The organism is Vibrio sp. 2-1-2a, assembly GCF_032648565.1.
Lineage (GTDB): Bacteria > Pseudomonadota > Gammaproteobacteria > Enterobacterales > Vibrionaceae > Vibrio > Vibrio diabolicus.
The window spans coordinates 49,606-68,659 of sequence record NZ_WBOH01000009.1 but is presented as its reverse complement, the minus strand read 5'-3'; the positions used below and the strand labels follow the sequence as shown (position 1 = coordinate 68,659).

Annotated in this window: 19 protein-coding genes; 6 read left to right on the top strand and 13 right to left on the bottom strand. The window is 46.6% G+C overall.

Annotated features, from left to right (window positions below; translation table 11 throughout):
• Positions 1-66 precede the first annotated feature (66 nt).
• Genes frdD through frdA form a run of 4 tightly spaced genes read right to left on the bottom strand, consistent with a single transcriptional unit; the run spans position 67 to position 3,398 of the window.
• Complete coding sequence (gene frdD, locus F7Y48_RS19865) at positions 67-444, bottom strand: fumarate reductase subunit FrdD (protein WP_005395421.1); 378 nt, start codon at positions 442-444, stop codon at positions 67-69.
• A gap of 10 nt (positions 445-454) precedes the next feature.
• Positions 455-838, bottom strand: a complete 384-nt coding sequence (gene frdC, locus F7Y48_RS19860; RefSeq protein WP_005395419.1) for a fumarate reductase subunit FrdC — start codon at positions 836-838, stop codon at positions 455-457.
• A 2-nt stretch (positions 839-840) separates the two neighbouring features.
• Positions 841-1,599: a succinate dehydrogenase/fumarate reductase iron-sulfur subunit gene (locus F7Y48_RS19855; RefSeq protein WP_005381489.1), complete on the bottom strand. Its 759-nt coding sequence runs from the start codon at positions 1,597-1,599 to the stop codon at positions 841-843.
• Complete coding sequence (frdA, locus tag F7Y48_RS19850) at positions 1,599-3,398, bottom strand: fumarate reductase (quinol) flavoprotein subunit (RefSeq protein ID WP_047010259.1); 1,800 nt, start codon at positions 3,396-3,398, stop codon at positions 1,599-1,601. Before frdA ends, F7Y48_RS19855 begins: the two co-directional genes overlap by 1 nt.
• 435 nt (positions 3,399-3,833) lie before the next feature.
• Here frdA and epmA point away from each other — a divergent pair, with 435 nt between their 5' ends.
• The 4 genes from epmA (at position 3,834) to F7Y48_RS19830 (ending at position 6,947) form a co-directional block, all read left to right on the top strand.
• Positions 3,834-4,805, top strand: a complete 972-nt coding sequence (gene epmA / locus F7Y48_RS19845) for an elongation factor P--(R)-beta-lysine ligase (RefSeq protein ID WP_046874653.1) — start codon at positions 3,834-3,836, stop codon at positions 4,803-4,805.
• Between the two features lie 9 nt (positions 4,806-4,814).
• Complete coding sequence (locus F7Y48_RS19840; RefSeq protein ID WP_316685317.1) at positions 4,815-5,189, top strand: VanZ family protein; 375 nt, start codon at positions 4,815-4,817, stop codon at positions 5,187-5,189.
• A 21-nt stretch (positions 5,190-5,210) separates the two neighbouring features.
• On the top strand, positions 5,211-5,846 hold the full coding sequence (locus F7Y48_RS19835) for a TetR/AcrR family transcriptional regulator (RefSeq protein WP_316685316.1): 636 nt from the start codon (positions 5,211-5,213) through the stop codon (positions 5,844-5,846).
• A 144-nt stretch (positions 5,847-5,990) separates the two neighbouring features.
• Complete coding sequence (locus F7Y48_RS19830) at positions 5,991-6,947, top strand: DHH family phosphoesterase (RefSeq protein ID WP_316685315.1); 957 nt, start codon at positions 5,991-5,993, stop codon at positions 6,945-6,947.
• 73 nt (positions 6,948-7,020) lie between these two features.
• Here F7Y48_RS19830 and F7Y48_RS19825 read toward each other — a convergent pair whose 3' ends face one another.
• From F7Y48_RS19825 to F7Y48_RS19805, 5 genes are all read right to left on the bottom strand, one after another.
• A complete protein-coding gene (locus tag F7Y48_RS19825) occupies positions 7,021-8,166 on the bottom strand; it encodes a murein hydrolase activator EnvC family protein (protein ID WP_168187841.1) in 1,146 nt (381 codons plus the stop codon).
• Positions 8,167-8,192: 26 nt separating this feature from the next.
• Complete coding sequence (cysE, locus tag F7Y48_RS19820) at positions 8,193-9,014, bottom strand: serine O-acetyltransferase (protein WP_005395410.1); 822 nt, start codon at positions 9,012-9,014, stop codon at positions 8,193-8,195.
• A 78-nt stretch (positions 9,015-9,092) separates the two neighbouring features.
• On the bottom strand, positions 9,093-10,130 hold the full coding sequence (gene gpsA, locus F7Y48_RS19815) for an NAD(P)H-dependent glycerol-3-phosphate dehydrogenase (protein ID WP_006743122.1): 1,038 nt from the start codon (positions 10,128-10,130) through the stop codon (positions 9,093-9,095).
• Between the two features lie 195 nt (positions 10,131-10,325).
• Complete coding sequence (gene secB / locus F7Y48_RS19810; protein WP_005395400.1) at positions 10,326-10,790, bottom strand: protein-export chaperone SecB; 465 nt, start codon at positions 10,788-10,790, stop codon at positions 10,326-10,328.
• 247 nt (positions 10,791-11,037) lie between these two features.
• Positions 11,038-11,472 (bottom strand): rhodanese-like domain-containing protein, encoded by a 435-nt coding sequence (locus F7Y48_RS19805; RefSeq protein WP_005395399.1) that lies wholly within the window; start codon positions 11,470-11,472, stop codon positions 11,038-11,040.
• Positions 11,473-12,019: 547 nt separating this feature from the next.
• Here F7Y48_RS19805 and gpmM point away from each other — a divergent pair.
• Positions 12,020-13,552, top strand: a complete 1,533-nt coding sequence (gene gpmM, locus F7Y48_RS19800) for a 2,3-bisphosphoglycerate-independent phosphoglycerate mutase (RefSeq protein WP_005395398.1) — start codon at positions 12,020-12,022, stop codon at positions 13,550-13,552.
• An 82-nt stretch (positions 13,553-13,634) separates the two neighbouring features.
• On the opposite strand, the gene F7Y48_RS19795 is transcribed toward gpmM, so the two are convergent.
• From F7Y48_RS19795 to rsgA, 4 genes are all read right to left on the bottom strand, one after another.
• Positions 13,635-14,522: a DMT family transporter gene (locus F7Y48_RS19795; protein WP_316685314.1), complete on the bottom strand. Its 888-nt coding sequence runs from the start codon at positions 14,520-14,522 to the stop codon at positions 13,635-13,637.
• Between the two features lie 132 nt (positions 14,523-14,654).
• A complete protein-coding gene (locus F7Y48_RS19790) occupies positions 14,655-16,070 on the bottom strand; it encodes an SLC13 family permease (RefSeq protein WP_316685313.1) in 1,416 nt (471 codons plus the stop codon).
• Positions 16,071-16,237: 167 nt separating this feature from the next.
• Entirely contained in the window at positions 16,238-17,095 is an 858-nt protein-coding gene (asd, locus tag F7Y48_RS19785; RefSeq protein WP_005395389.1) for an archaetidylserine decarboxylase, read from the bottom strand.
• 116 nt (positions 17,096-17,211) lie between these two features.
• Positions 17,212-18,276, bottom strand: coding sequence for a small ribosomal subunit biogenesis GTPase RsgA (rsgA, locus tag F7Y48_RS19780; protein WP_005395388.1), 1,065 nt, complete (start codon positions 18,274-18,276; stop codon positions 17,212-17,214).
• Positions 18,277-18,403: 127 nt separating this feature from the next.
• Here rsgA and orn point away from each other — a divergent pair, with 127 nt between their 5' ends.
• Positions 18,404-18,949 carry an oligoribonuclease gene (gene orn, locus F7Y48_RS19775; RefSeq protein ID WP_005395387.1) on the top strand — a complete coding sequence of 182 codons (546 nt, stop codon included), beginning with the start codon at positions 18,404-18,406 and terminating at the stop codon, positions 18,947-18,949.
• Positions 18,950-19,054 lie beyond the last annotated feature (105 nt).

Here is a 19,054-nt window from a genome sequence, read left to right as displayed (position 1 = left end):
ATCATGGGTAACCCAAAGCAATAAAAAAGCTGGCATAGAGCCAGCTTTTTCTTTTTAGTCAGTATCTTAAATCATGAAGATAAAGATAACGGCTAGTGCAGTAATGAGGCCTGCAAATGCATAGCATGCAATTTTACCTATCACACCAGTGTGGAATTTAAGGTCGTGCATGCCGTGGTGTACACGGTGCATCGCATGCCACATTGGTAGAGCTAGGGTGCCAATGATGAATAGTGCACCGATGATACTGGTTGCGAATTCGGAGACACGCTCGTAGCTCATCGCTTCTGCATCAATCACGCCTAGTGGGACCAAGATGCCCAGCACCAATACCGTGATTGGCGTGATCATCGCGAACCAAGTACCGCCAGCACCAAATAGACCCCACCAGATTGGCTCATCAGAACGTTTTGGTGATGTGTTTACACTATAATTCGGTTTCATGCTCAGCTCCTTACACCACGATGAGAACGATCAGTGAGATGAACGCAACCGCGGCCCACTGAGTCAATACGATGATTTTCTTGTCCACCAGTTTGCCTTTCAAACGAATTGGCATTACTTGCGGCATCATGCTGAAGAAAGTTTGAGCGTGGAATAGGCTACCTAGTAGTGCAACGATGTTGATTGCGACTACGATTGGGTTTGCCATAAAATCCAACCAACCTTGCCATGCTTCAGGGCCTTTCACCAAGCAACCTAAACCGAAAGTTAGGAACAGAGTGAATAGGATCAAAGGCAGCACAGTCGCTTCACGTAGCATGTAGAAGCGGTAGAAAGGATGGTTCTTCCACCAAGTGCGTTTTACTTCACGAACGTAAGGTTTACGATTGCTCATCCTTATGCCTCCACTTTCTTTGGTGAACCATCAGGTTTCAACATAGCAATCACGAAGTCCATAGAAGACTCCACTTTGCCTTGGTTTACTGCCGCTGCTGGGTCAACGTTCTTCGGACAAACTTCAGAACAGTAACCAACAAACGTACAACCCCAAGCACCGTTTTCACCGTTGATAAGCTTCATGCGCTCATCTTTACCGTTGTCACGGCTGTCTAGGTTGTAGCGGTGCGCTAGCGTTAGTGCCGCAGGACCGATGAACTCAGGGTTTAGACCAAACTGAGGGCACGCCGCGTAGCATAGACCGCAGTTGATACAACCAGCGAACTGCTTGTATTTCGCCATTTGCTCTGGCGTTTGCAAGTTCGTACCGTCTTCTGGTTTGCGGTCGTTACCAATGATGTACGGTTTGATTGCTTCAAGACGTTCGATGAACGGTGTCATATCAACAATCAAGTCTTTCTCGATTGGGAAGTTCGCTAGAGGCTCGATAGTCACACCGTCTGGGTAATCACGTAGGAAGCTCTTACAAGCAAGCTTCGGTACGTTGTTCACCATGATGCCGCAAGAACCACAGATCGCCATACGGCAAGACCAACGGTAAGAGAGATCTTTGTCTAGGTGATCTTTAATGTAGCCCAGTGCGTCAAGCACAGACATGGTTTCATCGAATGGCACTTCGAATGTTTGCTTGTATGGTTCTGCATCTTTTTCTGGGTCGTAACGCAGAATGTCTACTTTTTGAATGCGATTTGCTGACATTATGCTTGCTCCTCTGCGTTCTTCTCTTCAGCTGCGGCTTTTTCTGCTGCTTCACCGTATAGACGAGCTTTTGGTTGTGACTTAGTGATAGTCACATTGCTGTAATCGATACTTGGCGCTGAATCTGGTTTGTAGAAAGCAAGTGAGTGTTTTAGGAAGTTCACGTCATCACGCTCTGTACAACCGTCGTCCAGACGTTGGTGCGCGCCGCGAGATTCTTTACGTAGAATCGCAGAGTGAACCATCGCTTCTGCGACTTCTAGGCCGTAACCCACTTCAATTGCGTACAGAAGATCAGTGTTAAACACTTTGCCTTTGTCTTTAATGCTGATGCGTTTGTAGCGTTCTTTTAGTTCGGTGATCTTGTTAATGGTTTCTTGCATCAAATCTTCTTGACGGTAGATACCACAACCCGCTTCCATGGTATGACCCATTTCCGTGCGGATGTTTGCCCAGTTCTCATCACCTTCTTGGTTCATCAGTTTGGCGATGCGCTCTTCAACTGCTTTCACTTGAGCATCGATTGCAGACTCGTTCCAACCTTTGAATTCTTCAGCGCGTTTCACTGCGTTTTCACCCGCTACGCGACCAAATACCACAAACTCAGCCAATGAGTTAGAACCTAGACGGTTTGCACCATGAAGACCAACAGACGCACATTCACCAACCGCGAATAGACCTTTAATGCGAGTTTCACAGCCGCCGTTTGTCTCGATACCACCCATGGTGTAGTGAACCGTTGGACGAATTGGAATTGGCTCTTTTGCAGGGTCTACGTTTACGTAAGCTTTTGCTAGCTCACAGATGAACGGTAGACGCTCTTGTAGGTACTCTTCACCAAGGTGGCGAAGGTCTAGGTGCACCACGTCACCCAGTGGGTGTTTGATGGTGTTGCCTTTCTGTTGTTCGTGCCAGAAAGCTTGAGAAACTTTGTCACGAGGACCCAGTTCCATGTATTTGTTCTTCGGTTGGCCAACTGGAGTTTCAGGGCCCATGCCGTAATCTTGTAAGTAACGGTAGCCGTTCTTGTTAACGATGATACCGCCTTCACCACGACAACCTTCCGTCATCAGGATACCTGTGCCAGGAAGACCTGTTGGGTGGTATTGAACGAACTCCATATCACGTAGAGGAACGCCGTGACGGTAAGCCATTGCCATACCATCGCCCGTTACGATACCACCATTGGTGTTACAGTGGTAAACACGGCCCGCCCCACCTGTTGCTAGAACAACAGATTTTGCTTTGATAGTAACAAGCTCGCCTTCAGACATGTGAATAGCAATCAGACCTTGAACTTCGCCTTCATCAACAAGCAGATCCACCACAAAGTACTCATCAAAACGTTTGATGTTGCTGTACTTCATGGATGTCTGGAATAGCGTATGAAGCATGTGGAAGCCAGTTTTATCTGCAGCGAACCAAGTACGTTCAACCTTCATACCACCAAAGCGGCGTACGTTGACTTCACCGTTCTCTTTACGACTCCATGGGCAACCCCATTGCTCCATTTGGATCATTTCGCGAGTCGCGTTCTCTACAAAGTATTCAACAACATCCTGTTCACATAGCCAGTCACCACCGCCAACAGTGTCGTTGAAGTGGTTGTCTAAGCTATCTTCATCCTTGATAACTGCTGCTGAGCCACCCTCTGCAGCGACCGTGTGGGAGCGCATTGGATAAACTTTAGAAATCAGAGCGACTTCTAAGTCTGGGTTTGCTTCAGCCGCTGCAATAGCAGTACGAAGACCAGCGCCGCCTGCGCCGATGACTGCGATATCTGTGGTGATAATTTGCACAGTTATCCTCCAGTGTGTGATTGCGGAAATCCGCTTGTTATTGTCATTACGAGGCGCTCTTTAAAAAGAACTCCCCAAAAGTAGTAGGGTTAGTGTAGATGAGCCACATGGCAGAAAAATTGATGTAATTGGGTTTTTGCTTCGGTAATGCACTTAAGGGCATAGAATTTATAGGTTATGTGACTGCTATCACGGCATCGAGGTTTTGGCCCTCAAGCATTAACATTAGGGATGTTAAACCTGTGTTGCGTGACATTAACCGCATGGATAATAGGATTTTAACTGAGTGTTTTTTGTGCTGCGGCACGAGTAATACTTGCCTCAAATAGGCGAGCACGTTAGTAAAAAGAAGAAGGGATATTCCTCTCTTCTTGAAGAGTAAAAAGCATGTAGAATGAGACTTTCCTCGCTGAATTAAAGTTTGAGAGACTTGTTATGCAAACCAACTGGCAACCTACTGCTTCCATTGACCAACTTCGTCAACGTGCGACGTTAATCGCGTCGATTCGCCAATTCTTCGCTGATCGACAGGTGATGGAAGTCGACACGCCAGCCATGAGTCACGCAACCGTGACTGACATTCATTTGCATACTTTCCAAACCGAGTTTGTTGGCCCGGGTTATGCCGATGGTAGCAAGCTGTTCTTTATGACCAGCCCTGAATTCCACATGAAGCGCCTGCTGGCGGCTGGCAGCGGTTGTATTTATCAAATCAACAAAGCATTTCGTAACGAAGAAAATGGTCGTTACCACAATCCAGAATTCACGATGTTGGAGTGGTATCGCGTTGGCTTTGACCATCATAAATTGATGGATGAAATGGATGATCTGTTGCAACTGGTATTGAAGTGTGGCGCAGCGCAGCGCATGACGTATCAACAAGCCTTCATTGATGTGTTGGGTGTGTGCCCACTAGAAGGCTCGATGACGGAGCTGAAAGCGGCGGCAAGCAAGCTGGGTTTGAGTGACATTGCAGAGCCTGAAGAAGATCGCGATACGTTACTGCAATTGCTATTTAGCGTGGGAGTCGAACACAAAATTGGTCAGGATGTGCCTGCTTTTGTGTACGACTTCCCGGCATCACAGGCGGCGCTTGCGAAAATCAATCCTCAAGACCATCGTGTTGCGGATCGCTTTGAGGTGTATTTTAAGGGAATTGAGCTGGCAAATGGGTTCCATGAGCTCGATAACCCGAAAGAGCAACTGGCGCGTTTTGAGCAAGATAACGCGAAGCGTCTCGACATGGGTTTAAAACCGCAGCCAATCGACTATCATTTGATCTCCGCATTGGAGGCAGGGTTGCCAGATTGTGCGGGTGTTGCGTTAGGCATCGATCGTTTGATCATGCTAGCGCTCGGCTGTGACCACATTGATCAAGTGACGGCTTTTCCATTCCCAATCGCATAAGGATATTCAATGAGCTTGGCTGCTGCACGTTTGGTCATTCTCAGCTACGCAATACTGATTGCTTACTTATCGTTGAGCTCGGGCGAGTTGCAAGACTGGGGCAACATTGCGTATCTTGATAAAATGCAGCACGCCATGGCGTACAGCGGATTTGCGTTTTTAGGTTGCTTTTGCGTGTGGCGTTGGCGTCAACGTTGGGCGGTGGCGATTGGTATCTTATTATTTAGTGCTGCCATCGAATGGCTACAAGGGTATGTCGGCAGACAAACCTCTTGGTTAGACCTTGTCGCCAACTCAACGGGTATTCTAACTGGTCTGTTATGTTACCGTATTTGGAGCCTCTATCGACCTAGGTTGGTGAAGTCGCTATACTCGATTCGTTAATGAAGAGGGAACACGATAACAATGAAAACGCGCGACAAAATCGTCTACGCGGCACTGGAGTTGTTCAACCAACATGGTGAACGCAACATCACCACCAATCACATTGCCGATCACATCGAAATTAGCCCAGGTAATCTGTATTACCACTTCCGTAATAAGCAAGAAATCGTTCGTGAGATCTTTGCGCTTTATTCAGCAGAACTTTTAGAAAGATTTACCCCTATTCAAGGCTCACAAGAAAGCCTGACTATGCTGAAGAGCTACCTAGACTCCATCTTTACGCTAATGTGGAAATACCGCTTTTTCTACGCGAATCTACCTGAGGTCTTGTCACGAGATGAGCAGTTACATGAGCAGTACATCGATGTGCAAGAAAAGCTGCAAGCGAACCTCATTGCGATCATGCAGGAGTTTGTATCGCTAAAGCTGCTTAATGTTGATCAACAGCAGTTGAAGTCACTGGTGTGTACGTTGCATTTGATTGCGTGTAGCTGGTTGGCATATCAATCTGCAATGGCTTCGAAAACCAGCATCACTGAGCAAATGGTGAAGCAAGGGATGTTGCAGATGCTTAATGTCGTTAAGCCATTAGCAACTGAGCAGGGCTTAGAGCAGCTACTGTTACTGGAAGATGCGGTCAGCAATCTACACAGTTAAACGTCAAACTGCTTAATATTTCGAGAGTCACTCTCATTTTCGAGTCGTGGCTCGAGTTGACTTGTCAAATATGCCACGCACAATAGTCCTCATACCGTTCAGCCCTCTCTGGGATATGACTCTCGATAAAGGAACTATCGCTCCATGAATTACGACATTTTTAATGGCGATGCTGATGGCATCATTGCGCTTCTACAATTACGCTTGGCTGATCCTATCGAGGCTCAGTTAATTACTGGTGTAAAGCGCGATATCAAGCTGGTGGAAAAAGTAGACGTGCAAGCGGGTGATGAGCTAACGGTGTTAGACATTTCGATGGAAAAGAACATGGTAGGCCTAGAGCAAGCATTGGCTCAAGGCGCGCACGTGTTTTACGCCGATCACCATAAGGTGGGTGATATTCCTCAGCATGGCAATTTGGATGCGCACATCGATCTCGATGCCAATATGTGTACGGCGTTGATTGTCGATCAATTGCTAAATGGACGTTTTCACACATGGGCGATTACGGCGGCTTATGGCGATAACATGATCGCGAAAGCAGATGAATTGGCTGACAAGGTCGGATTGTCACACGATCAGAAAGCGCAGCTTAAAGAGCTTGGCACTTTGATTAATTACAACGGTTACGGTTCGAAAGTGGATGACTTACATTTCCATCCAGCGGATTTATACCAAGCTTTGCTGAAGTACGCGTCGCCATTTGACGCTATTGAAGATAAAACTTCGCCTTACTACCAACTGCAATCTGCTTACCAACAAGATATGGATGCCGCTCTGGCAGTGCCTGCCACGCATGAGAGCGGTAAGCTGAAGCTGTTCGAACTACCAAACACGGCCGCATCACGTCGAATCAGTGGTGTTTATGGCAATTGGCTGGCAAATCAAAACCCAGATTCTGCTCATGCAGTACTCACCGAAAATGCAGATGGCACTTACACGGTCTCTCTACGTGCCCCGTTAAACAATAAACAAGGTGCCGTGGCCGTGTGTGGACAGTTTCCAACTGGTGGCGGCCGAGAAGCGGCGGCAGGCATCAACGCATTAAGCAAAGATGATGTAAGTGCTTTTATTGATGCGGTAGAAACGTACTACGCATAGCATTTGCCAAAATATGAATACAAAAAAGGAGCCGAGTGGCTCCTTTTTTATTATAAGTCGATGAGTCAGATAATTAGCGCTTCAACCAAGATTTCGGGTTTTGTGCTTCACTGTTGCGGCGAATTTCGAAATAGAGTGATGCGCGATCTTGCCCGCCAGTATCACCCGCAAGAGCAATCACTTCGCCTGCGGTCACTCGATCGCCTTCTTTTTTCGTCAACGCTTGGTTGTAGCCGTAGAGCGTCATGTCGCCTTTGCCGTGGTCAAGCAATACCACTAAGCCATACCCGCGTAAATACTCAGCAAATACGACAGTCCCCGGATAAACGGCTTTCACTTGTTGACCGTAATTGGCCGCAAGCACCATTCCCTTCCAGTTTACTTGCCCGGTTTGGCGAGTACCGAAGTTGTGTAATACACGACCTTTGAGTGGCCATGGCAGTTTACCGCGCTGTTTGCCCAGTCCGTCCATTGGCACAGCATTACGCTTAGCCGCTTTGGCGATCTCGGCTTTTAGGCGTGTTTCGTTGCGCTGCAGTTCAGCAAGGTAGCGTTTATCGTTCTTGATACTGCTCTGAATTTTATTCAAGGTTTGCTTACGTTTGGATTGTGTACTTGCCAGCGCCGTACGTTTCTCAGATTGCTGTTTGAGTAACGTCTCGATTTGCTCTTTTTCTAGCTCAAGCTGGTTTTTGTTGTGTGCCAATTCTTGAGTGGTTTTGGTGATTGCATCAATCACTTCAGCACGCGCTTTGGCTAAGTGCTGGAAGTATTGACTCATGCGGTCTTCTTCCACACCTTGATTCAACAAGTGACCATTGGCTTTCGCTCGTTCGGTCACGTAATACGTTTGCAGCAACTGTTTGAGCTCTTCCTCTTGCTCTTGGCGCTGCGCTTCTTGTAAGGCAATTTTCTCTTCTAGCTTGTCTATGTTTTTGTCTGCTTGTGCCAGCTCAGATTTGGTTTGTCTTATTTCGCGCTCAAGTTTAGAAATACCAAGTTCTTGCTCCTTGAGCGATTTTTGTAGCTCATTGAGTTGCTTTTCTTGGGACGAGAGAGATTTGCGTTGACGGCTTATCTCACTTGATACGCCTTTGAGCTCTTGTTGACTAGCGGCAGAAGAGGCGAGGGGATATGTGGCAGATAAAGCACAAGTTAATAAAATAGCCGAGCGTAGAACAGGGTGATTTTGTTTTCGCACTTGAGAGTTACCTACCACGTTGTTGTCAAAAGGTTTGTTGACGATTAAATACCATCTCCATGGATAAAGCTTTGTGATTTACCATTAAAGCCTTGATCCATATCGAGAGAAGGTTTGTCCGTTTTTGGACGACCGACGATTTTCGCAGGAACCCCCGCCACGGTTGTGTGTGGTGGCACTGCTTGCAATACCACAGAGCAAGAGCCGATTTTCGCGCCTTCGCCCACTTCGATATTGCCAAGAATTTTTGCACCTGCACCAATCATCACACCTTCACGGATTTTCGGGTGACGATCGCCGCACTCTTTACCCGTACCGCCTAAGGTAACGTCTTGTAGAATTGAGACGTCATTATCGATAACCGCAGTTTCACCGATGACGATCCCCGTTGCGTGGTCGAGCATGATGCCGCTACCAATGCGTGCTGCCGGGTGAATGTCTACCTGACACGCAACCGAAATTTGGTTTTGTAGGTAGGTTGCCAGTGCATGGCGCCCTTGTTTCCATAGCCAGTTTGCCACGCGGTAGCCTTGCAGAGCGTGGTAGCCCTTTAAGTACAGCAGCGGCATAGAGTACATCGAAACTGCTGGGTCGCGATTAACCGTGGCACAAATGTCACAAGCGGCACAATCGGTAATGGTTGGGTCGGCAGAGAACGCTTCTTCTACCACTTCACGTACTGCCATTGCTGGCATCGATGCCGTGTTTAACTTGTTTGCCAAAATGTAGCTGAGCGCGGCACAGAAACTTTCATGCTTGATGATGGTGGCATGGTAAAAGCTGGCCAGCATTGGCTCTTGCTCTGACATTTCGCGGGCTTCTGAGACAATTCTGTTCCAGACTTTTTGTTTTTCGCAGTGTTTCATTCTCAATATCCTGAGTGGTTCTTCCGTGACCCGACAACTTCTATTCTTCTCAGATGAGGTGCGAAGGGGCGTAGAGTGCTACTTTCCTTCGGCTTTTTTGTCACGAGCAAGTAAATCTTGCGCTGCCAGGCGTGCATCCTTCCCTTGATACAATACTTGATAAATTTGATCAACAATTGGCATCTCAACACCCATGCGTTGAGAGAGCATCCATACTTCTTTCGTGTTGCGGTAGCCTTCTACGACTTGGCCAATTTCTTCTTGTGCCGTGTCGACGTCTTTACCTTGACCTAGCGCTAAACCAAAGCGGCGGTTACGTGATTGGTTGTCGGTACACGTTAGGACAAGGTCGCCTAAACCAGCCATACCCATGAAGGTTTCTGGTTTTGCACCCAGCGCGGCACCAAGACGGCTCATTTCGGCCAAACCACGAGTAATCAATGCAGTACGCGCGTTGGCTCCAAAACCGATACCGTCAGACATACCCGCACCAATTGCGATAACGTTTTTCACCGCACCGCCCAATTGCATGCCGATAAAGTCACTATTGGCGTACACGCGGAAGGTTTTGCTGCAGTGGATTTTTTCTTGTAGGTCAGCGACAAATTCAGCATCTGGAGAAGCAACTGAAATTGCAGTAGGCATGCCCATCGCGAGCTCTTTGGCGAACGTTGGGCCAGACAATACAGCCAGTGAGTAGTTTTCACCGATAATGTCATAAGCGACGTCTTTCAGCAGACGACCCGTTTCTGGCTCAAGACCTTTGGTTGCCCAGCAGATGCGAGAGTCTTCACGTAAGAAAGGCTTACAGCTGTTCAGTACGATGCCAAAAACATGGCTTGGAACCACAACCAATAAATCTCGGCTTGCTTGTACGGCTTTTTCTAAATCCGATTCAATGATCAAGCTTTCAGGGAAATCAACACCAGGTAAGAAAGCGTGGTTCGCGCGATCCGCTTCTAAACGTGCCATGTGCTCAGGCTCGTGTCCCCAAAGGACTACGTTCGCGCCGTTACGAGCGAGTGAGATCGCCAGAGAGGTACCGTATGAACCTGCGCCAATCACCGTCATTGCGATGTCTTTACCGTAAGCATTGTTTGTATTTGCTTGTGTCATGCTACCGCCTAATTGTCTTTCTACTAGTAGAATCTAGTTCCTAATCGTCAAATTTTACGCCTTCTGGCGATTAGGAACTAGGAACTTTTGTCAGAAATAAAAAATGCACATTGCATCGGATGGTAGACGCTCTGTGCATTTTATTAGAGTCGATGACGTCAGCACTCAGGCTATTCGTCACTTACAAAACGTGAATTACGCTTCAGCTTCGCCTTGTTGAGCTTGCTGTTGTAGGTAGTTCATGAATAGCGCGTCGAAGTTAACTGGCGCTAGGTTCAGTTGAGGGAATGTACCTTTAACCACTAGGCTTGAGATAGTTTCACGAGCGTATGGGAATAGGATGTTCGGGCAGAATGCGCCTAGGCAATGTGCAAGTTGGCCTGCTTCCATTTGCTCAGCAGTGAAGATACCACCTTGTTGAACTTCACATAGGAACGCTGTTTCTTCTTCGTTCTTCACAGTTACAGTTAGACGTAGAACCACTTCGTAAACGCCTTCACCAAGCTCACGGCTTTGAGTGTCTAGGTCTAGTTTAACGTCTGGGTTCCATTCTTTTTGGAAGATTACTGGAGAGTTTGGCGCTTCGAAAGAAACGTCTTTTAGGAAGATGCGTTGAATTGCGAAGTTTTGTTGTGCTTCTTGAGGTGCTGCTTCAGCCATTTTTTAATCCTTAAATAAATATTTGTAGAGCCTAGAAACGTCTAAACTCAGAAAACTGGTATGTCCCGAGACTAACTGAGCCAATCTACCTTGACTAGATGAAGCGTGTATTACGTGCAAAGCGTCACAACTTAATGCTTCAACTGCTTTCAATTTGCTCAGTTTATTATCCACGAAGCTTGGCAAAAACACGCTTGAATGCGTACCTTATCTTTTGCCTCTGCCCCGTTATCGAAGCTGCCGGGTATTACTTTTTACCACGAACTAAAGGCAGGTTCGCTTCGTTCCATGCAATCAAGCCGTTCTTTAGTAGGCTTACTTTTTCAAAGCCTGCTTTTACTAATAGGTTCGCGCTTTCTTGAGCGTTTTGCCCTGTCTTGCATACCACAATGATTGGGTCTGATTTGTGGTTTTCAAGGCTACCAAAGTTACCCGCTTTGATATCTGACGGTAAAATGTGAAGTGAGTCGGTGATATGACCTTTTTTGAACTCGTCCTTTGTGCGGATATCCACTACAACGCCGTTTTCACGGTTCATAAGATGAGTCAGTTGGTTTACGTTGATTTCTTTGTATGCGGCCGTCGCTGACTTCACGATGTTCATGATAAAGGCGACAAGAAGACCTACCCAAACCAAAGATAGAATCATGTTCTGTTGGAAAAATTCAATGTACTCTTGCATGTCTTGAGCTCTTACGCTGTTGGCGGAAAAATAAAGCAGGAGTATAGCGGGGTTAAGCCTCTTAGGCGAGAGGGTTAAAATTTTCTAACGAATAATTGAGATCTCTATAAACCCTTTATGTTATTGCCATCCGTGCATTGGACTATGGTAGCTTGATTGTTTTTGCCTATTGGATTTATCGACTTAAGTGACTTTTGTTTTACCGAAAAAAGCGAACAATAGGTACTAACCAATCTTGTTCGATAATGCGTTAAATAAACGCTGTTTCAGGTGCAAAAACAAGAATCAGAAGCGTAAGAAAACCGAACCTAGACTGGGGTGTACAAAGCGTATTAGGAATGACTATGCTTGTGGAACACGTTTGTCGGCACTGACTCGTTGTTCGCTTAACTTGTAAGATAGCAACAATAAATCGCAAACATTATTTGATCTTAACCTACAGTTTTGGTTAAAAAGTGTAGTAAAATTACGCTAGTTTTGTTTCAAGGTTAGATAGGGCAGCGAGGCCCTACGCCAAAAGTTACTTAAATTTGATGAGGTCATCACTATGTCAGCTAAGAAGCCACTGGCTCTAGTTATCCTTGACGGTTACGGTTACCGTGAAGACACAGCAAGTAACGCAATTGCGAATGCGAAAACACCAGTAATGGATGCTCTGATTGCGAATAACCCACACACTCTAATCTCTGCTTCAGGCATGGATGTTGGCCTTCCTGATGGTCAAATGGGTAACTCAGAAGTTGGTCACACTAACATTGGCGCAGGTCGCGTTGTATACCAAGATCTAACTCGTATCACTAAATCGATCGCTGACGGTGAGTTCGCTGAAACGCCAGCGCTTGTTGAAGCAGTTGATGCTGCTGTTAAAGCAGAGAAAGCGGTACACATCATGGGTCTGATGTCTCCAGGTGGCGTACACTCTCATGAAGACCATATCTACGCAGCGGTTGAAATGGCAGCGGCTCGTGGCGCTGAGAAAATCTACCTACACTGTTTCCTAGACGGTCGTGACACGCCACCACGTAGTGCAGAAAACTCGCTACAACGTTTCCAAGATCTATTCGCGAAACTAGGTAAAGGTCGTGTTGCTTCTCTAGTAGGTCGCTACTACGCTATGGACCGTGACAACAACTGGGATCGCGTTCAAGTTGCTTACGATCTTCTGACTCAAGCGAAAGCTGAGTTCACAGCAGAAACCGCCGTTGCTGGTCTAGAAGCCGCTTACGCTCGTGAAGAGAACGATGAATTCGTGAAAGCGACAGCCATCAAAGCGGAAGGCGAAGAAGACGCAATCATGCAAGACGGTGATGCGGTTATCTTCATGAACTACCGTGCTGACCGAGCTCGTCAAATCACTCGCGCATTCGTGCCTGACTTTGATGGTTTTGAGCGTGCGGTATTCCCGGCAGTTAACTTCGTTATGTTGACTCAATACGCGGCAGATATCCCTCTAGCAATCGCATTCCCACCAGCGTCTCTAGAAAACACGTACGGTGAGTGGCTGTCTAAGCAAGGTCAAACTCAGCTACGTATCTCTGAAACAGAGAAATACGCGCACGTAACGTTTTTCTTCAACGGCGGTGTTGAAAACGAATTTGAAGGCGAAGAGCGTCAGCTTGTTGCTTCTCCAAAAGTAGCCACTTACGACCTTCAGCCAGAAATGAGCTCCCCTGAGCTTACAGAGAAACTGGTTGCGGCGATCAAGTCTGGTAAGTTCGACACTATCATCTGTAACTACCCGAACGCAGATATGGTTGGTCACACTGGCGTTTACGAAGCAGCTGAGAAAGCAATCGAAGCGCTAGATGAAAGTGTTGGCAAAGTAGTTGAAGCAATCAAAGAAGTTGGCGGTCAGCTACTGATCACTGCGGACCACGGTAACGCAGAAATGATGGTTGACCCAGAGACGGGTGGTACTCACACAGCGCACACTAACCTACCGGTTCCTCTTATTTACGTAGGTGACAAAGCGGTTGAGTTCAAAGAAGGCGGCAAACTGTCTGACCTTGCACCAACCATGCTTTCTCTAGCGGGTCTAGAAATCCCAGCAGAAATGACGGGTGAAGTGCTAGTTAAATAATTAACTGACAACTCAGAATGACAAAAGCCCGAGTTTAAACTCGGGCTTTTTTGTATCTGGCAACAAGGGCTGGTCTGTAAGGTTATTGAACCAAAATGCCTGCACCAATCACGGCTAGGGCTGCGCCCAACCATGCAAATCGGTTTGGTCGGCGTTTAGTGTAAATCCAGAGCAGCGGTAGCAACATAATTGGCGTGGTTGAAGATAGCAGTGCAACCATACCTACATTTCCTTCTTGCAGTGCGTATAAGATCAGCGTCATGCCGACGGCCATCGCCAAGAAACCGTTAAGCGCAGTAATACCAAATACTCGCCAAGTAATGTGTTGTGTCGAGCGAGCGACTTTGCCCCCTAGAACTAACAACATGCTGTGGGCGAAAAATGCACTGATCATTCGAATAGCAGAAGCCGCAACGGGGTCAATACTGGTTTGCATTACTGGCTTGGCGATGATGCCGCCCAATGCTTGGCACATTGCTGCGGTTAAGCCAAGTCCAATACCCACCCAGATGTTACCTTTAATGTCTTCCAAGACGTTATTCACTTGACCTCTTCGGCCAAAGAATATCGCCATCACCACGCCGCTAAATACCAATGATGCGCCCAGTAGTTCTATTGTGGTCATGACTTCGCTAAATAAGAAGTAGCCCAAAATGGCCGAGAATACCGCATGGCAGGAAAACAGTAGTCCGGCTTGTCTTGGTCCCATACGATTCAAGCACGCAAACAGAGCGGTATCACCGATGAAAATTCCAATCAGACCCGACGCCATCATTGGCGTTACATGTTCCCAAGAAACCGTTAACCAGCCGCCAGTTATCCAGGCCATTGTTGATAAGATCACGGCCGTACAGCCCATGCGCCAGCGGCTGTAAGAAAATGCGCCTAGGTGTTGTGCAGGAATGACAGAAATAAGGCTAGAAACTGCCCACAGAAAAGCGGCACATAAAGCAAGCCATTCGTAACCCATGATGTGTCGACGTCCTTGTAGAGTAGAGGAGTCTTAATATGCACGAAATTTAATGGATGTAAAAGCTGCTCTGTGAGGGCAATAGCTGGCGAACAGCTCCATGACAACAAGCTCTGTCACGGAGCTTATCGATTAAAACAGCACCAGAACTGCGCCATACACGATAAATAGACCAATCAAACCAAGAATCAGCCCCACTTTCGCCATGTCTTTGCTCTCGATTAGGCCTGTTGAATAAGCCAAAGAGTTTGGTGGCGTGGAAACCGGTAAGATCATGCCAAGTGATGCGGAGAATGCGACGACAACTAGTAAACCTTGTAGGCCACCAACCGCAATAAGGCTTGGCATGGATGTACCAATAGCGGCAGCAATAGGCATTAATAAGTTTGCCGTTGCGGTATTAGACATAAAGTTCGCCATTAACCAACATACGACCGATAGGGCAAAGACAACGGCAAATGGTGATAGTAAGCTGTAATCAATGGCGTGTGCCAATGCTTCGGCTAAACCCGTTTTGTCTAAGGCAATACCAATTGCGATACCACCGGCAACCAGCCATAGCACGTCCCAGTTAATCAGCTTGAGTTCTTCTTTGCCCATAATGCCCGTTAAGGTGAACACCGCAAGCGGGATAATCGCAACAACATACGTGTTCATGCCGTGCACTTTTGTCGTCATCCAAAGCACAATGGTTAGTGCAAAAGTGATGTAGACGACGATCGCGCGCCAGCTATTTTTGAACGTACCATCCAGCTTTAGTTTCATTTCTGGTTCGCTGGACGGAAACAGCTTCTGCAACAAAAACCAAGCAACAGTGAGTTGTATCAGCACAAATGGTAGGCCCATTGTCATCCAGGATAAGAAGTCTATGGCGTTTTCTCCGGTGAGGTATTGGAGCGCTATTGCGTTAGGTGGCGTACCTATCGGAGTTGCAATGCCGCCAGTATTCGCGGCAATTGGAATGCACAGCACCAGCGCTTTAATCCCTAGATCCCCTTTAGGTGCAGAAGCGACGATTGGACCGAGCAGCGCCAACATCATGACCGTCGTGGCAGTGTTGGACATGAACATTGAAAAAACGGCGGTAATGAGCATCAAACCCAGCATGATGAACTTAGGTTGTGTGCCGAATGGTTTTAGTAGCACTCGGGCGAGATTGTTGTCGAGTTCGTATTTGGAAGCCGCGATGGCGAGGGCAAACCCACCCATAAAAAGAATAATGATCGGTGAAGAGAAGGCAGAGAAAATATCTGTGTAAGCAATTAACTCTCCCAAATCATGCCCCGCTGGTGGATTGCGAAATAGATGCAAACCTTTATCCGATATCATGATCAGTTCAAGAGCGATAATAAGAATGGACGTAGCAAAAACGGGTACCGGCTCAAGAACCCAAAGTAGGGCAGCAAGAAGAAAAATAGCCAACAGGCGATGCTGAATTAAAGTGAGATCATCAATAGGAATAGCATCAATCGGCATCATCAAAACACCGAGCGGAACTAAAAAGCACACCAGCAATTTCGCCAGCGTGTTTACACTCATCTTTGGCATTGGCTGCCCCTCTAAATATTCATCCTAAGCGCAGGATAATTGATTGTGGAATGAAGGTCTTAGAGGCAGGTATGAGTTTGAGAAATAGAGGCTAAATTTTGAACGGAATTTTGCTTTTTATCAATAAAAAGAGCCCTTGAGAAAGGGCTCTTTTAACGGGGTTTTGCTTATTTTTTCAAGGCGTAAGGTGTGCCCATTACGGTTGGCTTACCGTTTTCCATGCTTGCGTCAAACTCAATCGCGTCTTTGGCAAACAGGTTAATAACAGTAGAACCCAGTTTGAAGCGGCCCATCTCTTCGCCTTTTTTCAAGATCACGGCCTTGTCACCCTCAGCTGGGTAATCCCATTTGTAGACAGTATTGCCACGAGGCGGAGTGATCGTGCCAGCCCACACTTGCTCAATGCTGCCAACAATTGTCGCACCAACAAGCACTTGTGCCATTGGACCAAACTCAGTGTCAAAGATACACACCACACGCTCGTTACGTGCGAATAGATTTGGAACGTTTTCTGCCGTAAGTGGGTTTACCGAGAACAGGTCACCAGGCACGTAAATCATTTGGCGCAGTGTGCCGTCACACGGCATGTGTACACGATGGTAATCGCGCGGAGACAGGTACAGCGTGGCAAAAGATCCATCTTTAAATTCGTTTGCTAAATTCGCGTCACCGCCCAGCAGTTCTTGCGCTGAGAAGTGATGACCTTTTGCTTGGATAAGTTGACCATCTTCAATAGGGCCAAATTGGCTAACACAAGCGTCGGCTGGGTGAGTGATGACGTTTTCGCCTTCAGAAATTGGGCGTGCGCCCTCTTTTAGCTCACGAACGAAAAACTCGTTGAACGTTTTAAAATGCTTAGGATCTGAGTGCTTCGCCTCATCCATGTTCACATTGTATTGTTTGATAAACCAACGAATAACTGCTGTTGTTAGACCGCCAGCTTTTGCTGAAGCCAGTTTACCCATTAGGCGAGTGAGGCCGTGTTGTGGGATCCAGTACTGCAGTCCAACTTTAAACTTGTCCATCTTTAATTCCGATACTTCTGTTAGATTCGCGCTTTAGGGCGCGTGATGTTACTGAAATTTAATTTGCTTGTCAGTATTAGGTGAAGACTTTTTACACAGTTACAGTCTTAACTTAATTACAGATCGGCTTTCTTATTGCGTGAATACTGACGGTTTGCTTTGTTTTCAACCATGCTTTCCAAAATGCGATGGTAGTTTTCAAAGCGAGTTTCGTTGATTTCCCCTTTCTCAACAGCTTCACGTAGAAGGCAGCCAGGGTCGTCATTGTGCTTACAATCTCTGAACTTACAACCGCCTAAGTATGGTCGGAATTCAACGAATGCTTTCGTTACTTCTTCTGCTTCCAAATGCCAAAGCCCAAATTCACGCACTCCAGGCGAGTCGATCAAGTCGCCACCCGTCGGAATATGATACAAGCGCGCTGCTGTCGTGGTGTGTTGGCCTAAACCTGAGTTCTCGGAAACTTCGCCTTCTTCCACTTCGCTCTCTAGTTCCGGCATTAACGCGTTGACTAAGCTAGATTTCCCTACGCCTGATTGACCAACAAAGATATTAATTCGGTCACGCAGCAGGGTTTCTAGTTCAGCAATGCCTTCTCCAGACTTCTTGCTGACCAGAAGCACTTTATAGCCAATGCGTTCATATTCTTTGAGCCATTCTTCATACATTGCACGATCATCGGCTTCTAGAAGATCGACTTTGTTTAAGACCAGCAATGGTGCGATATTCAGTGTTTCTGATGCTACGAGGTAACGGTCAATAATATTCAGTGATAGCTCGGGCAGTACCGAGGAGACAATGACCATTTGATCAATATTGGCAGCTACGGGCTTTAGGCCATCGTAGTAATCTGGACGAGTGAGCACTGAAGAACGAGGTTCTACCGCTTCAACAACGCCAGAAATGCCAGCCATAGACTCCAAGCCTTCGCGCCATAAAACTCGATCGCCAGATACTAAAGATTCGATACCACGGCGAAGGTTACAGCGTTGAATCTCGCCTGTTTCAAGGTCTTCAATATCCGCGTGCTGGCCAAAACGAGTGATCACTAGACCTTGTTTGCTTGCGCCTAGCATGTTTTCATCCCACTGGATGGACTCTTCTTGCTTTTTTAAACGCTTTTGTTGGTTGCTGCGTACGCGTCGCACTTGACCTTTGGTTAACTTTTTCTTCTTTGCCACAATTCTGTACTTTATGTGAATTTACTCAAATGGTTGAGCCGTGATCTTGGCTCTGAGTGAGTATCGTGTTTCCCGTATTTTGAGGTATAGTACCTCTTTTATCGATAAACAAATAGGCGGCGTAACCATGTCCTTTAGCGATCAAAACCTAATTTGGGTTGATTTAGAGATGACAGGGCTTGATCCTGAAACGCACAAAATCATTGAAATTGCTTCTATTGTCACGGATAGCGAGCTAAATATTTTGGCTGAAGGTCCAGTATTAGCGATTCATCAGCCGGAAGAAGAGCTAGCGAAAATGGACGATTGGTGCACCAATACGCATACGGCAAGCGGCTTGGTGGAACGCGTTCGCAACAGTAAAATCTCAGAACAAGATGCGGTCGCACAAACCATTGAATTCTTAGAAAAATGGGTGCCGAAAGGGGCGTCGCCAATATGTGGTAACAGCATTGGGCAGGATCGTCGCTTCTTGTACAAACACATGCCGGAATTAGAAGAGTTCTTTCATTACCGATATGTTGACGTCAGCACTCTTAAAGAATTGGCGCGTCGTTGGCAACCTGAAGTATTAAATGGGTTCACAAAACAGGGAACACATTTGGCCTTGGACGACATTCGCGAGTCGATTGCAGAACTTAAGTACTATCGTGGTACTATTTTCAAGATTTAACTGTTAAGGTTGCGATCCAAATTGTTGTAATTTATATCGCTTTTGATTGCTTTTTCATCGTTCAGTAAAAAAATAAAGTTTTTTTGAAGGAAGGACTTGCATCAC

Bases quoted from the DNA above. Each gene is read 5' to 3' on its own strand.
- frdD (WP_005395421.1), bottom strand. From the start codon at position 444: ATGAAACCGAATTATAGTGTAAACACATCACCAAAACGTTCTGATGAG.
- frdC (WP_005395419.1), bottom strand. From the start codon at position 838: ATGAGCAATCGTAAACCTTACGTTCGTGAAGTAAAACGCACTTGGTGG.
- F7Y48_RS19855 (WP_005381489.1), bottom strand. From the start codon at position 1,599: ATGTCAGCAAATCGCATTCAAAAAGTAGACATTCTGCGTTACGACCCA.
- epmA (WP_046874653.1), top strand. From the start codon at position 3,834: ATGCAAACCAACTGGCAACCTACTGCTTCCATTGACCAACTTCGTCAA.
- F7Y48_RS19840 (WP_316685317.1), top strand. From the start codon at position 4,815: ATGAGCTTGGCTGCTGCACGTTTGGTCATTCTCAGCTACGCAATACTG.
- F7Y48_RS19835 (WP_316685316.1), top strand. From the start codon at position 5,211: ATGAAAACGCGCGACAAAATCGTCTACGCGGCACTGGAGTTGTTCAAC.
- F7Y48_RS19830 (WP_316685315.1), top strand. From the start codon at position 5,991: ATGAATTACGACATTTTTAATGGCGATGCTGATGGCATCATTGCGCTT.
- cysE (WP_005395410.1), bottom strand. From the start codon at position 9,014: ATGAAACACTGCGAAAAACAAAAAGTCTGGAACAGAATTGTCTCAGAA.
- gpsA (WP_006743122.1), bottom strand. From the start codon at position 10,130: ATGACACAAGCAAATACAAACAATGCTTACGGTAAAGACATCGCAATG.
- secB (WP_005395400.1), bottom strand. From the start codon at position 10,790: ATGGCTGAAGCAGCACCTCAAGAAGCACAACAAAACTTCGCAATTCAA.
- F7Y48_RS19805 (WP_005395399.1), bottom strand. From the start codon at position 11,472: ATGCAAGAGTACATTGAATTTTTCCAACAGAACATGATTCTATCTTTG.
- gpmM (WP_005395398.1), top strand. From the start codon at position 12,020: ATGTCAGCTAAGAAGCCACTGGCTCTAGTTATCCTTGACGGTTACGGT.
- F7Y48_RS19795 (WP_316685314.1), bottom strand. From the start codon at position 14,522: ATGGGTTACGAATGGCTTGCTTTATGTGCCGCTTTTCTGTGGGCAGTT.
- F7Y48_RS19790 (WP_316685313.1), bottom strand. From the start codon at position 16,070: ATGCCAAAGATGAGTGTAAACACGCTGGCGAAATTGCTGGTGTGCTTT.
- asd (WP_005395389.1), bottom strand. From the start codon at position 17,095: ATGGACAAGTTTAAAGTTGGACTGCAGTACTGGATCCCACAACACGGC.
- orn (WP_005395387.1), top strand. From the start codon at position 18,404: ATGTCCTTTAGCGATCAAAACCTAATTTGGGTTGATTTAGAGATGACA.